The 13,760-nt window shown below is 68.7% G+C and carries 14 protein-coding genes; all 14 read left to right on the top strand.

Going from position 1 to position 13,760, the window contains the following annotated elements; genetic code table 11:
• Positions 1-174 precede the first annotated feature (174 nt).
• The 14 genes from ACM0PY_RS13640 (at position 175) to ACM0PY_RS13705 (ending at position 13,742) form a co-directional block, all read left to right on the top strand.
• Entirely contained in the window at positions 175-1,572 is a 1,398-nt protein-coding gene (locus ACM0PY_RS13640; protein ID WP_134972790.1) for a cytochrome ubiquinol oxidase subunit I, read from the top strand.
• A 1-nt stretch (position 1,573) separates the two neighbouring features.
• Positions 1,574-2,587 carry a cytochrome d ubiquinol oxidase subunit II gene (cydB, locus tag ACM0PY_RS13645; RefSeq protein ID WP_111128549.1) on the top strand — a complete coding sequence of 338 codons (1,014 nt, stop codon included), beginning with the start codon at positions 1,574-1,576 and terminating at the stop codon, positions 2,585-2,587.
• Between the two features lie 216 nt (positions 2,588-2,803).
• Positions 2,804-3,547: a beta-ketoacyl synthase chain length factor gene (locus ACM0PY_RS13650; RefSeq protein ID WP_180883659.1), complete on the top strand. Its 744-nt coding sequence runs from the start codon at positions 2,804-2,806 to the stop codon at positions 3,545-3,547.
• Complete coding sequence (locus ACM0PY_RS13655; RefSeq protein WP_134972853.1) at positions 3,540-4,337, top strand: lysophospholipid acyltransferase family protein; 798 nt, start codon at positions 3,540-3,542, stop codon at positions 4,335-4,337. The genes ACM0PY_RS13650 and ACM0PY_RS13655 overlap by 8 nt, the downstream gene beginning before the upstream one ends.
• A complete protein-coding gene (locus ACM0PY_RS13660; protein ID WP_005411610.1) occupies positions 4,324-4,581 on the top strand; it encodes a phosphopantetheine-binding protein in 258 nt (85 codons plus the stop codon). Before ACM0PY_RS13655 ends, ACM0PY_RS13660 begins: the two co-directional genes overlap by 14 nt.
• Positions 4,582-4,598: 17 nt before the next feature.
• The gene (locus tag ACM0PY_RS13665) at positions 4,599-4,856 is read left to right on the top strand and encodes an acyl carrier protein (RefSeq protein ID WP_005411609.1); all 258 of its coding nucleotides are present in this window, start codon (positions 4,599-4,601) and stop codon (positions 4,854-4,856) included.
• A gap of 22 nt (positions 4,857-4,878) precedes the next feature.
• Entirely contained in the window at positions 4,879-5,430 is a 552-nt protein-coding gene (locus ACM0PY_RS13670; protein ID WP_049416044.1) for a COG4648 family protein, read from the top strand.
• Positions 5,423-7,108 (top strand): ApeI family dehydratase, encoded by a 1,686-nt coding sequence (locus ACM0PY_RS13675; RefSeq protein ID WP_235646730.1) that lies wholly within the window; start codon positions 5,423-5,425, stop codon positions 7,106-7,108. Before ACM0PY_RS13670 ends, ACM0PY_RS13675 begins: the two co-directional genes overlap by 8 nt.
• Complete coding sequence (locus tag ACM0PY_RS13680) at positions 7,098-7,868, top strand: glycosyltransferase family 2 protein (protein WP_134972331.1); 771 nt, start codon at positions 7,098-7,100, stop codon at positions 7,866-7,868. The genes ACM0PY_RS13675 and ACM0PY_RS13680 overlap by 11 nt, the downstream gene beginning before the upstream one ends.
• Before the next feature lies 1 nt (position 7,869).
• Positions 7,870-8,811, top strand: coding sequence for a lysophospholipid acyltransferase family protein (locus ACM0PY_RS13685; RefSeq protein ID WP_088497001.1), 942 nt, complete (start codon positions 7,870-7,872; stop codon positions 8,809-8,811).
• On the top strand, positions 8,801-10,351 hold the full coding sequence (locus ACM0PY_RS13690) for an HAL/PAL/TAL family ammonia-lyase (protein WP_180883663.1): 1,551 nt from the start codon (positions 8,801-8,803) through the stop codon (positions 10,349-10,351). Before ACM0PY_RS13685 ends, ACM0PY_RS13690 begins: the two co-directional genes overlap by 11 nt.
• Positions 10,338-10,769: an acyl-CoA thioesterase gene (locus tag ACM0PY_RS13695; protein ID WP_043034444.1), complete on the top strand. Its 432-nt coding sequence runs from the start codon at positions 10,338-10,340 to the stop codon at positions 10,767-10,769. Before ACM0PY_RS13690 ends, ACM0PY_RS13695 begins: the two co-directional genes overlap by 14 nt.
• Positions 10,770-10,771: 2 nt before the next feature.
• Complete coding sequence (locus ACM0PY_RS13700) at positions 10,772-11,395, top strand: LolA family protein (RefSeq protein WP_180883817.1); 624 nt, start codon at positions 10,772-10,774, stop codon at positions 11,393-11,395.
• Positions 11,388-13,742, top strand: coding sequence for an MMPL family transporter (locus ACM0PY_RS13705; RefSeq protein WP_180883665.1), 2,355 nt, complete (start codon positions 11,388-11,390; stop codon positions 13,740-13,742). The genes ACM0PY_RS13700 and ACM0PY_RS13705 overlap by 8 nt, the downstream gene beginning before the upstream one ends.
• Positions 13,743-13,760: the final 18 nt, after the last annotated feature.

Raw genomic sequence — 13,760 nt, forward strand, 5'->3', positions numbered from 1 at the left:
TAGAGGCCGACCTGGGTCGGCGTTTGGGCGTGTGTGCCAACCAAGGTTGGCAACTACCAGAACGGTTGACCCCTGCGACAAAGTGAAGCAGCGCGTCACCCGGTCGCATCCCGTCTTAACGAAATCCTCCTAAAGTGGTCTGGTATCCCACCGGTCGCAGGCAGGAGGCGTCCCTTGGACGCGTTGTTGTTGTCCCGGATCCAGTTCGGATTCGTCATCAGTTTCCACGTGCTGTTCCCCGCCTTCACCATCGGCACGGCCAGCTGGCTGGCCTTCATCGAATGGCGCTGGCTGCGCACGAGGCTGCCCGTGTGGCGCGAGCTGTACTTCTTCTGGCAGAAGATCTTCGCGGTGTCGTTCGGCATGGGCGTGGTCAGCGGCATCGTCATGGCCTTCCAGTTCGGTACCAACTGGCCGCGGCTGAGCGAGGTGGCCGGCACGGTCATCGGCCCGCTGCTGACCTACGAGGTGCTGACCGCGTTCTTCCTGGAAGCCAGCTTCCTCGGCGTGATGATGTTCGGCTGGGGCCGGGTCTCGCCGCGCCTGCATTTCCTGTCCACCTGCATGGTTGCGCTGGGCACGCTGTTCTCCACGTTCTGGATCCTGTCGTCCAACAGCTGGCTGCACACGCCGGCCGGCTACGAGATGGTCAACGGCATCGTGCATCCGGTGGACTGGTGGCAGGTGGTGTTCAATCCCTCATTCCCCTACCGCCTCGCGCACATGGCGCTGGGCTCGTTCATCACCACCTGTTTCGTGATTGGTGGCGTGGGCGCGTGGTACCTGCGCAAGGGCACGCACGTGGAAGCGGGCCGGCGCATGCTGATCGCCGCCGTGGCATTCGCCGCGCTGACCGTGCCGGTGCAGATCTTCGTCGGCGACATGCACGGCCTGAACACGCTCAAGCACCAGCCGATGAAGATCGCGGCGGTGGAAGCGCATTGGCATGAGACCCGGGAAGGCGAGGGCGTACCGCTGGTGGTGTTCGCGCTACCCAACGAGAAGGAGGAGCGCAACGATTTCGAAGTGGCCATCCCGAAGCTGGGCAGCGTGATCCTGACCCACAGCCTGGACGGCACCTTCGACCCGCTGACCTCGGTACCGGCCAGCGAGCGGCCGCCGGTGACGCCGGTGTTCTTTGCCTTCCGCATCATGGTCGGGCTGGGCACGCTGATGCTGCTGCTGGCCTGGGTGTCGGCCTTCCAGCTGTGGCGCAACAAGCTGCTCGATTCGCCATGGCTGCTGCGCGGCTGGAACTGGATGCTGTCCAGCGGTTTCATCGCGCTGCTGTCGGGGTGGTTCGTCACCGAGATGGGGCGCCAGCCGTGGGTGGTGTATGGCCTGCTGCGCACCGCCGATGCGGTCGGCCCGCAGAGCGCGTGGATGACCGCGCTGTCGCTGGGCGTCTACGTGGTTGGCTACGCCTTCGTGTTCGGCTGGGGCATCTGGTACCTGGTGAAGATCCTGCGCCACGGACCGCAGCCCTACGCCGAAGGGCCGTCGCTGGACCACGGCAGCCACACCCCGGCGCGCCCGCTGTCGGCAGCCGACGAACCGCTGGAGGAGCGCTGACATGGACCTGATGACCTGGCTGCCGGTGGCGTGGTTCGCGGTGATCGGCTTCGGCGTGCTGATGTACGTGGTGCTGGACGGCTTCGTGCTTGGCATCGGCATCCTCGCCCCCTTCGCCGAGGACGAGGAGCAGCTGGACCTGATGATGAACACCGCCGCGCCGATCTGGGACGGCAACGAGACCTGGCTGGTGCTGGGGGGTGCCGGCCTGCTGGCGGCCTTCCCCAGGGCCTATGCGGTGCTGTTGTCGGCGCTGTACCTGCCGGTGCTGGTGCTGGTGGTGGCGCTGGTGTTCCGTGGCGTGGCCTTTGAATTCCGCTTCAAAGCACATCGGTCACGCCGGCTGTGGAGCGTGGCGTTCGGCCTCGGTTCGCTGCTGGCGACGTTCGCCCAGGGCGTGATCCTGGGCACGCTGGTGCAGGGCATCCCGCTGGTGGACGGTGTCTATCAGGGCGGGCCGTTCGCTTGGTTCAGCCCGTTCGCGATGCTGACCGGTGCCGCGCTGGTGGCCGGCTATGCGCTGCTGGGCAGCACCTGGCTGATCCTGAAGACAGAGGGACGCGTGCAGGCGCTGGCGCGGCAGATGACCCGGCCGCTGGTGGTGGCGGTGATCGCGGCGATGGGCCTGGTCAGCAGCTGGCTGCCGTTCCTCGACTCGCGGTTGATGGCGCGCTGGTTCAGCGACGGCAACTTCTGGTGGCTGTCGCCGGTGCCGCTGCTGACCCTGGCGGTAGCCGCCGCGCTGTGGCGCAGTGCCACCCACCCGCGCCACGACCTGCCACCGTTCCTGCTCAGCCTGGCCCTGTTCGTGCTCGGCTTCCTCGGCCTGGTACTGGGCATGTGGCCCTACCTGCTGCCACCGTCGATGACCTTGTGGCAGGCCGCCGCGCCGGCCTCCTCGCTGGGCTTTACCTTGGTTGGCCTGGTCATTCTGCTGCCGGTCATCCTCGGCTACACGGCGTGGTCGTACCGGGTGTTCCGTGGCAAGGTGCACGCCGATACCGGTTACCACTGATCGATTGAAGCGGGGGCCGCCGGTGCCGGCTCCCGTGTTGGGGAATGTGAAACCTGCACACCCCGTGCAGGACGTGCTAGCGTGCGCTCCTTTCCGGCAGCCAGGGGGGCAGCCGGCGACGTCCTGGACGGACGCACGGCTGCAGGACTGGGGGGCCGCCGCGCGTCGCCGTAATGGCTCGTGCCTATCGTTCTCCCGTTGAAGCACCTTCGCTAAATGATCGAATTCTCCATCGTCGACTGGGCTGCCTGGGCGCCCGGCCTGAGCGAACGTAGCCAGTGGCTGGGCTGGGCCGATGCGCCGTATCCGCCGGTTGGCGAAGACACGCCGGCGCTGGCCGAGATCCCGGCAATGCAGCGCCGCCGCATCGAGCGGCTGGGCCGGATGGCGATCCAGGCCGCCTGCTGGTGCGAGGAGGGGCAGGGGGCGGACAGCCAGGTCCCGCTGGTGTTCGCCAGCCGCCACGGCGACGTGGCCCGTTCGATGGAGCTGCTGGGGGCGCTGTCCAATGATCAGCCCTTGTCACCAACGGGGTTCGGCCTGTCGGTGCACAACGCGATCGCTGCGTTGTACTCGATCGCGCGCGGCCACCGTGGCAACTACCTGGCGCTGGCCGCCGGCCAGGCCACGGTCGAAACCGCCTGCCTGGAAGCGGCCGGTCTGCTCGCCGATGGCGCCCGCGAAGTTCGGGTCGTGGTGTATGAGTCGCGCCTTCCCGAGATTTACGCGACGTTCGCCGACGAACCCGACCCGTTCTTTGCCTGGTGTTGGCGTTTGACGGCGCCGATGCCGGGCCAGCCGACCCTCTCCCTGCAGTGGGAGGCGGCGCCGGAGGCCCCTGCCACCGCCCCGGGCGCGCTGCCGCACGCGCTGGACCTGCACCGCTTCCTGCTGTCCGGTGCGCCGGCGCTGGAGCACGTGGCCCAGGGCCAGCGCTGGCACTGGGCGCGCCGTGGCTGAGGCGCTGCGCCGCCTCGATCATGCCTGGCGGGTGCTCGGCACCGGCCTGAGCTTTGCCGCATTCGGCATGGGTGGCCTGCTGCTGGGCGTGCTGGTGATGCCGGTGCTGCTGCTGATGCGCGACCCGGCGGTCCGTCGCCGCCGGGCGCGCCGGGTGGTTCAGGTTGCCTTTGCCAGCCATCTGCGCCTGATGCGCGCGCTGGGGGTGATGACCTACCAGATCGAGGGCGGTGAACGCCTGCAGCGCGACGGTTTGCTGGTCCTGGCCAATCACCCGACCCTGATCGACGTGGTCTGCCTGATCTCGCTGCTGCCCAACGCCGATTGCGTGGTGAAACGGGCCGTGGCCTGCAACCCGTTCATGCGCGGTCCGGTGCGGGCGGCCGGCTACATCTCCAATGACGATGGCGCTGGCCTGGTCGATGACTGCGTGGCGGCGGTGCACGCCGGCGGCACCCTGGTGATCTTCCCCGAAGGCACCCGCAGCGTGCCGGGCCAGCCGCCGCGGCTGCAGCGCGGGGCCGCCAACATCGCCGTCCGCGGCCGGCTGGACATCACCCCGGTGCGGATTACCTGCACCCCGCCCACGTTGACCAAGGGACAGAAGTGGTATCGTGTCCCCTCACGTCGCTTTCACGTTCGGCTGCAGATCGGCGAAGATATCCCGATCGCGCCCTTCCTGGCCGATGACGACTCGCCAAGGGGGGATGCCTTGGCAGCCCGCCGCGTCACCGAGCACCTTTCTCGTTATTTCGACCTGTCTGGAGATCCGCCCCGTGCAAGCACTTGAGCACGAGATCAAGGAATTGATCATTTCCTCCCTTTCGCTGGAGGACATCACGCCGGAGGACATCGATCCGACCGCGCCGCTGTTCGTCGAGGGCCTCGGCCTGGATTCGATCGACGCGCTGGAGCTGGGCCTGGCGCTGCAGAAGAAGTACGGTGTCAGCCTCTCGGCCGATTCGGAAGAAACCCGTCGCCATTTCTCCAGCGTGCGCGCGCTCGGCGAGTTCGTCGCCGCCCGCCAGTCGTAACGGCGCCAGGAATTGCCATGACCAAGAATGAACTGTTCGAACGCATCGTCAGCATCCTGACCGACAGCTTCGAGATTGAAACCGCCCGGATCACCCCCGAGGCCCGCCTGTATGACGACCTGGACATCGACAGCATCGATGCGGTCGACCTGATCGTGCAGCTCAAGCCACTGCTCGGCCGCAACCTGCAGCCGGAAGCGTTCAAGGCCGTGCGCACCGTGCAGGACATCGTCGATGTCGTGCATGGACTGCTGCCGGACCAGGCAGCCGCCTGACCGCAGCGCCGGCGGCTTCGCCATGGCTCGCGCACGTACCGTCGTGGTGGCAGCGATTTCGCTTGCCTACCCGCTGCTGGTGTACCTGGCGATGGGCCGCTTCGAGCCGCGCTGGCTGTCGCTGCTGCTGTTCACCCTGGCCCTGCTGCGTGCGCTGAGCACGCGCCAGCCGTTGTGGTGGGCCGCCGCCGCCGGCACCGGCCTGCTGGCGGTGCTGGCCACCGTGCTCAACCAGGCCCTGCCGCTGAAGCTGTATCCGGCGCTGGTCAATGCGGTGATGCTGGCGGTGTTCGGCACCAGCCTGCGCTTCGGGCCGCCGTTGGTGGAGCGCCTGGCGCGGCTGCAGGAGCCGGACCTGCCCCCGTTCGCGGTGGCCTATACCCGCCGCGTCACCCAGGTGTGGTGCGGCTTCTTCGTTCTCAACGGCAGCCTGGCCCTGCTGACTGCGCTGTACGCGTCGGACCGGGCCTGGATGCTCTACAACGGACTGTTGGCGTACGTGATGATGGGCGTGTTGTTCGCAGGTGAGTGGCTGGTGCGGCGGCGGGTGAAGGCGGCGCACGCGCATGGCTGAGTGGATTGCCCTGGACCGGCTGCTGCTGGAGGCGCGGCCGCAGCGCAGCGTCGGCCTGTGCGACGGAGACATGGTTGACCACGCCTGCTTCCGCCAGCGCGTGCTGGGCTGGCGCGCCGCCTTTGCGGCGGCCGAAGGCCGCGACTGGGCCCTGTACTTCGATGACGCCGTGGCCTTCGCTGCGGCGCTGTTCGGCGCCTGGCATGCCGGCAAGCGGGTGTTCCTGGCCGCTGACAACCTGCCGGCCACGCTGCAGGCGCTGCAGCCGCAGGTGAGCGGTTTCGCGGGCGACGTGCCGGCCGACTACCGCCCGCTGGCGGCGCTGGACGCCGCACTGGACGACGAACTGCAGGCGCTGGACGAGCGCGCCTGCGAGCTGTGTGTGTTCACCTCCGGCAGCACCGGCCAGCCCAGTGCGATCGGCAAGCGCCTGGACCAGCTGGCGCGTGAGGTGGAAGCGCTGCAGGCCGCGTTCGGCGCGCAGCTGGAAGGCGCGCAGGTGCACGGCACGGTGTCCCACCAGCACATCTACGGGCTGCTGTTCCGGGTGCTGTGGCCGCTGGCCGCCGGCCGCCTGATCCATCCGCGCCGGTTCTTCCACGAAGACCTGGTGGGCGCGCTGGCCGGTACCGACACGGTGCTGGTGGCGACGCCAGCCCACCTCAAGCGCCTGCCCGAGCAGCTCGACTGGGCCAGCCTGCATGGCCGCCTGCGCGCGGTGTTCTCCTCCGGTGGCCCGCTGCCCGAAGAAGCCGCACGCCAGGTACGGCAATGGCTGGGCGTGGCACCGACCGAGGTTTACGGCAGCAGCGAAACCGGGGGTATCGCCTGGCGCCGCTGGGATACCGACCTGCCACCGTGGCAACCGTTGCCGGGTGTGCAGTGGCGGATCGACGACGGCTGCCTGGCGGTGGCCTCGGCGCATCTGGAAACCCCGGATTGGTGGCGTACCCAGGACCGCGTGGAAGCGTTGGCCGATGGCCGCTTCCGGCTGCTGGGCCGTGCCGACCGCATCGTCAAGATCGAGGAGCGCCGCGTTTCGCTGGATGCGCTGGAACGCGCGCTGCGCGAAGACACCGAAGTGGACGATGTGAGAGTGCTGGTCCTGCCGGGACAGCGTGAGCAGCTGGCAGCGGTGGTGGTACCGGCCAACCTGGCGCTGCTGGAGGGCGGTGACGCCGCGCGCCGCGCGCTGGGCCAGCGCCTTGGCGCGCGCCTGGCACAGGCGCATGACGCGGTGACCCGGCCGCGCCGCTGGCGCCTGGTGAAGGCGTTGCCGATCAATGCGCAGGGCAAGGTGACCCAGGCGGCATTGGCGGCGCTGTTCCAGCCACTGATGCCGGTGCCGGTCTGGGACCGCCGCGACGCCGCCAGCGCCACGCTGCGCATGACCCTCGACCCGGCGCTGCGGCCGTTCCAGGGCCACTTCCCGCAGGCGGCGATCCTGCCCGGTGTTGCGCAGCTGGACTGGGCGATGCGTTTCGGCCGCCAGGCATTTGCGATACCGCGCGCGTTCCTGCGCATGGACGCGGTGAAGTTCCAGCACGTGGCCCGCCCCGGCGATGAGTTGACCCTGCAGCTGGACTGGGATGCCGCACGCAACGTGCTGGCCTTCCGCTATACCTCCAGCCACGGCGTGCATGCCAGCGGCAAGGTGGTTTTCGCCGATGCGGACTGACCCGGCCGTTGCCGGTGCCGCGTTTGCGCCACTGGTGGTGATTCCCGTCTACGACCACGAGCACGCCATCGTGGCGGTGGTCGACGGTGTGCAGGCCGCTGGCCTGCCTTGCCTGTTGGTCGACGATGGTTCGCATGAGGCGTGCGCGGCGGTGCTGCGCACGCTGGCACAGCGCCAGGGCGTCGACCTGCTGCGCCTGGACGCCAACCAGGGCAAGGGTGGGGCGATGCTGGCCGGTTTTGCTGAAGCCGGCGCGCGCGGCTACAGCCACGTGCTGCAGATCGACGCAGACGGCCAGCACGATACCGCTGACCTGCCACGCTTCATCGAGGCCGCGCGTGTGCATCCCGACGCGGTGATCTGCGGCATTCCGGCCTACGACGCCAGTGTTCCCAAGGCACGCCTGTATGGCCGCTACGCCACCCACGTCTGGGTCTGGATCAACACGCTGTCGCTGCACCTGCGCGACACCATGTGCGGCTTCCGGGTGTATCCCCTGCCACCGGTGCTGCGCCTGATCGGTGAAGAGACCATCGGCCGGCGCATGGATTTCGATACTGAAGTGATGGTGCGCCTGTACTGGCGCCAGCTGCCGGTCGAGCACCTGGCCACGCGCGTGACCTATCCCGCCGATGGCGTGTCGCACTTCGATGTGTGGCGCGACAACGTGCGCATCAGCCGCATGCACACCCGCCTGTTCTTCGGCATGCTCTGGCGCGCACCGCGCCTGCTGTGGCACCGCGTGCAGGGGCAGCGCTGAGATGGCGACCGCGCAGGACGCCCCGCACTGGGCCGACATCGGCGAATCGACATCGGTGGCCGGCGTGCTGTTCCTGTGCTGGGTGCACCGCTGGTTCGGGCGCTGGCCATTCCGCCTGTGCGCGTGGCCAGTGGTGGCCTGCCATTGGCTGGGTAACCGTGTGGGGCGACAGGCCTCGATGCAGTACCTGCAGCGGCTGCAGGCATACAGCGGCGTGCTCGGCCGCGCGCCAACCCGGCGCGACAGCCTGCGCCACTTCTTCGCCTTCGCCGACACGATGCTGGACAAGATCCTCGGCCTGGGCGGGCGCTACCCGGCCAACCGTATCCACCTGCACCGCGACCTGGTGCTGCAGAAGATCGCGCGCCGCGAAGGCGGTCTGATCCTCACCGCGCACATCGGCTGCCTGGAACTGTGCCAGGTGCTGGCCGAACAGGTGCCGGGGTTCCGCATCACCGTGCTGGTGCACACCGCGCATGCGCAGCGCTTCAACCGCCTGCTGCAGCGGCTGGACCCGCTGGCGGCGGTGGAGCTGGTGCAGGTGACCGGAATGGGGCCGGCCACAGCGATGATGCTGGCCGAGCGCGTGGCGGCGGGGGGCTTCGTCGCCATCGTCGGCGACCGCACGCCGGTGCAGGGCGGTCGCAGCGTCACCGCCGATTTCCTCGGCCATCGCGCCCCGTTCCCGATCGGCGCCTATGTGCTGGCCGCCGCGCTGGGCTGCCCGGTCTACACCATGGCCTGCCTGCACCAGGGCGAGGGCTATCGCGTGGCTTTTGAACAGTTCGCCGAACGCATCGTGCTGCCGCGTGGCTCGCGCGACGCGGCACTTGCCGAACAGGCACAGCGCTTCGCGCGCTGGCTGGAACTCCAGGTCATCCAGTCCCCGTTGGATTGGTTCAATTTCTTCCCCTTCTGGGATCAGGCTCCGCATGACGACTGACGCCGTACCCGTGTGCCGCTTTGGCGATGCACCGTTGACCATCGAAGACGTGGTTGCCCTGGCCCAGCGCCAGTGCGAGGCCGCACTGAGCGACGCGCCGGCGTTCCGCGCGCACATCCAGCGCGGTGCCGACTTCCTTGACCGCCTGCTGCGCGAGGATGGCGTGATCTACGGTGTGACCACCGGCTATGGCGATTCGTGCACGGTGAACATCCCGCCGGCACTGGTGGCTGAACTGCCGCACCACCTGTACACCTACCATGGCTGCGGCCTGGGCCGTTACCTGGACCCGGTCGAGACCCGTGCGGTGCTGGCCGCGCGCCTGGCGTCGCTGGTGCGTGGCATGTCCGGTGTCAGCCTGCCGCTGCTGGAAGGCCTGGCCACGCTGCTGCAACACGACGTGCTGCCGATGATCCCGGCCGAAGGCTCGGTGGGGGCCAGTGGTGACCTGACCCCGCTGTCCTACGTGGCGGCGGTGCTGTGCGGCGAGCGCGAGGTGCTGCACGATGGCCGCGTGCAGCCTGCTGCCGAGGTGCTGGCGAAGATCGGCATGATCCCGCTGAAGCTGCGGCCGAAGGAAGGCCTGGCGATCATGAACGGCACCGCGGTGATGACCGGCCTGGCCTGCCTGGCCTGGCAGCGCGCCGACTACCTGGCACGGATGGCCACGCGCCTGACCGCGTTCAACGTGCTGGCCAGCGACGGCAACGCGCACCACTTCGACGAAACCCTGTTCGCGGCCAAGCCGCACCCGGGCCAGGGCCGCATCGCCGCGCGCCTGCGCAGCGACCTGCACAGCGAGCGTCCGCCACGCAATGAACAGCGCCTGCAGGACCGCTATTCGCTGCGCTGCGCGCCGCACGTGATCGGCGTGCTGGAGGACAGCCTGCCGTTCCTGCGCCAGCTGATCGAAACCGAACTGAACAGCGCCAACGACAATCCGCTGATCGATGCCGATGGCGAGCGCATCCTGCATGGCGGCCACTTCTACGGCGGCCACATCGCGCTGGCGATGGACACCCTGAAGAACACCGTAGCCAACGTGGCCGATCTGCTCGACCGCCAGTTGGCGCTGGTGGTCGATGCCCGCTACAACCATGGCCTGCCGGCCAACCTGTCGGCGGCCACCGGCCCGCGCGCGGCCATCAACCATGGCCTGAAGGCGCTGCAGATCAGCGTGTCGGCCTGGACGGCCGAAGCGCTGAAGCAGACCCTGCCGGCCAGCGTGTTTTCGCGCTCCACCGAGTGCCACAACCAGGACAAGGTCAGCATGGGCACCATCGCCGCGCGCGACTGCCTGCGCGTGATCGAGCTGACCGAGCAGGTGGTGGCCGCAATGCTGATCGCCGCCCGCCAGGGCCTGGCGCTGCGCGAACGGGTTGGCCTGAACGCCCAGCTGCATGGCAGTCTGGCCGACATGTACGCCGACCTGGGGCAGCGCATCGCCCTGGTTGAAGAAGACCGCGCGCTGGATCGCGAACTGCGGGAACTGCTGGTGGAGATCCGCGCGCAACGTTGGGAGCTGTATGCCGGTGAATGAGGCTATTGAACGGGTTGGCGAAATTGCGTTGACCCCCGCCTTCCATGACTGCGATCCGATGAACGTGGTCTGGCATGGCAACTACTTCAAGTACTTCGAGATCGCGCGCTGCGCGCTGCTCGGGCGCTACGACTACGACTACCCGCAGATGCTCGAATCGGGCTACCTGTGGCCGGTGGTCGATGCGCGGGTGAAGTACGTGCGCCCGCTGCTGTTCAACCAGGCGCTGCGCGTGATTGCGCGCATCGTGGAATGGGAGAACCGGCTGAAGATCGAGTACGAGATCCTTGATGCGGAAAGCGGCCAGGTGCTGACCCGTGCGATGACCATCCAGGTCGCGGTGGACGCGGCCAGCAAGGAAATGCTGTACCAGTGCCCGCCGGTACTGTGGGAACGCCTGGGAGTGCCTGCGCCGTGAACATGCTTGCCCGTCTTTCCAGCGTGCTGCTGTGCGCGCTGATGTTCATTGCCGCACCGCAGGTGCAGGCCGCCGACCCCGCCATCGATGCGATCACCCAGGCGGTGGCGCGGCCGGACGTGCTGCGCGGCCAGTTCAGCCAGGAAAAGCAGGTCAGCGGCTTCAAGAACCCGCTGCGCTCGCAGGGCCGGTTCGTGGTCGCGCGCCAGCACGGCGTGATCTGGACCACGCTCAAGCCGTTCCCCTCCGAAGTGGTGGTCACCGCCGACCGCATCCTCAGCCGCCAGCGCGATGGCAGCACCCGTGTCGAGCTCGATGCGCGGCAGCAGCCGGCGATGCGTTCGGTGAACGCGATCATGTTCGCGCTGATGAGTGGAGACGTGCAGGCGCTGTCCGGCCAGTTCAACGTGGCGGCCAGCCGTGAAGGGCAGGGCTGGCGGCTGCGGCTGACGCCGAAGTCGGCGATGCTGGCCAAGGCGTTCCAGTCGCTGACCCTGCAAGGTGACCGCTACGTGCGCCAGGTCGAGATCGTCGAGGCCAACAAGGACCGCACGCAGATCCAGTTCAGTGCACTGAGCGAAGCGCCGGCCACGCTCACCGCCGACGAGGCGCGCCGCTTTGAGTGAGGGGGCAGCATCGAACGGGCCGGACCGGTTGCGGCGCTGGTGGCACTGGCTGGGCATCGCCTGGCTGGTGCTCCTGCTGGTGTTGGGTGCGCAGCAATGGCGCCTGTGGAGCCAGCAGTCGCGGATCGACACCGACATCCTCGCCCTGCTGCCGCAGGACGCGCATGACCGCCTGTTGAGTGACGTCACCCGGCGCATCGCCGACGGCAGCTCGCGCCAGGTGGTGGTGCTGCTGGGCAGCAAGGATGGCGCCGCCGCCAAGCGCGCACAGGCCGCGTTCGCTGCGGCGATGGCGGCGGATGCCGACAGTGCGTTGCTGGTGCCCAGCGGTTCGATCGAAGGCTGGTTCGACGAGGCGCGCGCGTTCTACGCGCCGTACCGCGACCGCCTGCTGACCCCGGCCCAGCGCGAGCAGCTGCAGGGCAGCGAGCCGGGCGCGTTGGCCGAGCAGGCGTTGGCTGCGCTGTACGGTCCGATGGGCGCCCCGCGCCTGACCGATTGGCGCCAGGACCCGCTGTCGCTGTGGCCGCAATGGTGGCAGCAGCGGGCGCAGGGGTCGGGGTTGCGGCTGGGCGATGACGGCCTGCTCGAAGCCGAGGGCAGGCATTGGGCCGTACTGCAGTTCGACACCCCGGGGTCGGCGTTCCAGCTTGACGGCGAGCGCCATCTCGACGGCCTGCTGGAACGTGCCGGGCTGGCCGCCAGGGCGGCGGCGCCAGAACTGGAAATCCTGCATGCGGGTGTGCCGCTGCACGCCGAAGCGGCGGCGGTGCAGGCCAACCAGGAGATCAACACGATCGGCTGGGGCTCGCTGGCCGCGGTGCTGCTGCTGGTGTGGCTGGCGTTCCGTTCGCTGCGACCGATCCTGCTGGTTGCCGCCTCACTGCTGATCGGCTGTGGCGTGGCGCTGGCGGTGACCGTGCTGGTGTTTGGCAAGGTGCATGTGCTGACCCTGGTGTTTGGTGCGTCGCTGGTGGGCGTGGCCGAGGACTACGGCATCCACTGGTTCGCTTCGCGCCAGGCCGAACCGGCTGATCGTCGCTGGAAACTGCTGCGGCACCTGCTGCCCGGCCTGTGGCTGGCCCTGCTGACCAGTGCGCTGGCCTACCTGGCACTGGGCCTGGCCCCGTTCCCGGGCCTGCGCCAGATGGCATTGTTCTCGGTGGTCGGCCTGGCCGCCGCCTTCCTTACGGTGATTTTCTGGTTCCCGTGGCTGGATGGCGGCGAGATCCGCCAGACCCGTTTCTCGCAGTGGCTGGGCAACACGCTGGAGCGCTTCCCGCGCCTACAGGGGCGCCGGCCGGTGACGGTGTTCGTGGTGATCACGCTGGCACTGGCTGCAATCGGCATCGCCCGCCTGCACAGCAACGACGACCTGCGCAGCCTGCAATCGTCGCCGCCCGCGCTGATGGCGCAGCAGATCCGCTTGAGCCAGCTGCTGGGCATGCCCAGCCCGGCACAGTTCTACCTGGTACAGGGCACCGACGCGGCGCAGCTGCTGCAGCGTGAGGAAGCGTTGACCGAACGCCTGCGCGTACTGGCCAACCAGAAGCGCATTGGGGGCTATCGCGCGATCAGCGATTGGCTGCCGTCGCCGTCGCGCCAGCAGGCCGATGCGGCGCTGACTGCGAAGGTTGAACCGGGTGTGCTTGCGGCCGTGTCCGAGACCGTGGGAGAGCCACTGCAGCGACCGCCGTTCGCGGACGCGCCACTCACCGCCGAAGCGTTCCTGGCCTCGCCGGCCTCGCAGCCGTTCCGGCACCTGTGGGTGGGCCAGGTCGGCGGGCAGATGATCAGCGTGGTGATGGTCGATGACCTGTCGCGCGCGGATGCGCTGGCCACCCTGCGCGGCGCGGCCGAGGGCCTGCCCGGTGTGCGCTGGGTGGATCGCACCGCCGACTTCTCGCAGCTGCTGGGCCACTACCGCAAGCTGATGGGCGGGCTGCTGGTGGTCGGCATCGTGCTGGTGTTCGGCGCGCTGTGGCTGCGCTACCGCCGCCAGGCCTGGCGCGTGTTCGCGCCGACCCTGATTGCCGGCGCATTGACCTTGGGCCTGCTGGGCCTGTTCGGCCAGCCGCTGCAGCTGTTCAACGTGCTGGCACTGATGCTGCTGCTGGGCATGGGCATCGACTACGGCATTTTCCTGATCGAGCACCGCGGCGACGCCAGTGCCTGGCTGGCCGTGTGCGTGGGCGCGGCCAGCACCTGGCTGTCGTTCGGCCTGCTGGGCCTGTCGCAGACCCCGGCGTTGCGCGCGTTCGGCCTGACCCTGCTGTTCGGCATCGGCCTGGTCTGGCTGATCTCGCCGCTGTTCCGTCCGCCGCCGCACGATCTGCCGCCGGCCTGAGCCTGTTTTCCGACTTCC

Origin of the sequence: Stenotrophomonas sp. BR163 (assembly GCF_047520985.2) — a bacterium.
GTDB classification, from domain to species: Bacteria; Pseudomonadota; Gammaproteobacteria; order Xanthomonadales; family Xanthomonadaceae; genus Stenotrophomonas; species Stenotrophomonas sepilia.